Genomic DNA, 660 nt, shown 5'->3' with positions numbered 1-660 from the left:
ATATAAAATGCCAAGAATAATCAAGGCAATATTAATTACAATCATTCATTCTCCTGACTTTCTACATAGAGTAAGATACAGAACGCGTCTGCCATGTCGTCGTTGATATCATTATCAGGTACTATGTTATAGCTCTTGAGTATCTCAATGCTTTGTACTTTTCGCAATGCACTCTTACCTTTAATTAGATGATACCCACACCATTTACTGTTTGGTACATCAACATAGCCAATGTTATGACGGTTACGCATGACACCCAAGAATGAACCGTTAGCTCTAATCAATGAGATGTTTCCCTTAGACTTGAACGTGATAATAGGTTCTTCAATATAAATAAAGTAGTCAAATAAATTGTAATGCTCAATAATTTCTGTTATACCGTCAGCAATAAGCTTGGCACGTTCCAAAGGATCTTTACTTTTACCACCTGCAATTGAACCGACTACATACTCATTTGTCAAAGGATTACGAAATGCGTAACCAGTATTAGAGGTGCTAAAGTCAATAGCTAAGGCTTTGCTCATAAATCAGAACTCAATTCAATATAAAGCTCTTTAGTAATTTCTCCAATATCAAATAAGTGCTTAACATAGTGTTCATATTCAATCGGAGTCAATACTTCTTTTTGTGCTAAAATATGTTCTTTGTTCATTTCTTTAT

Annotated in this window: 1 protein-coding gene; it reads right to left on the bottom strand. The window is 33.9% G+C overall.

Annotated features, from left to right (window positions below):
• Nucleotides 1-41: 41 nt before the first annotated feature.
• Nucleotides 42-524, bottom strand: a complete 483-nt coding sequence (locus tag L979_RS15365) for a hypothetical protein (RefSeq protein ID WP_036851100.1) — start codon at nucleotides 522-524, stop codon at nucleotides 42-44.
• Between the last annotated feature and the right edge of the window lie 136 nt (nucleotides 525-660).

Source organism: Kocuria sp. ZOR0020 (assembly GCF_000800955.1).
GTDB classification, from domain to species: Bacteria; Actinomycetota; Actinomycetes; order Actinomycetales; family Micrococcaceae; genus Kocuria; species Kocuria subflava.
Note: the sequence above shows the minus strand (reverse complement) of the source record. Positions and strands in the feature narration are given on the sequence as shown.

What these genes read in the sequence shown, in the direction of transcription:
- L979_RS15365 (WP_036851100.1), bottom strand. Translation starts at nt 524, where the DNA reads ATGAGCAAAGCCTTAGCTATTGACTTTAGCACCTCTAATACTGGTTAC.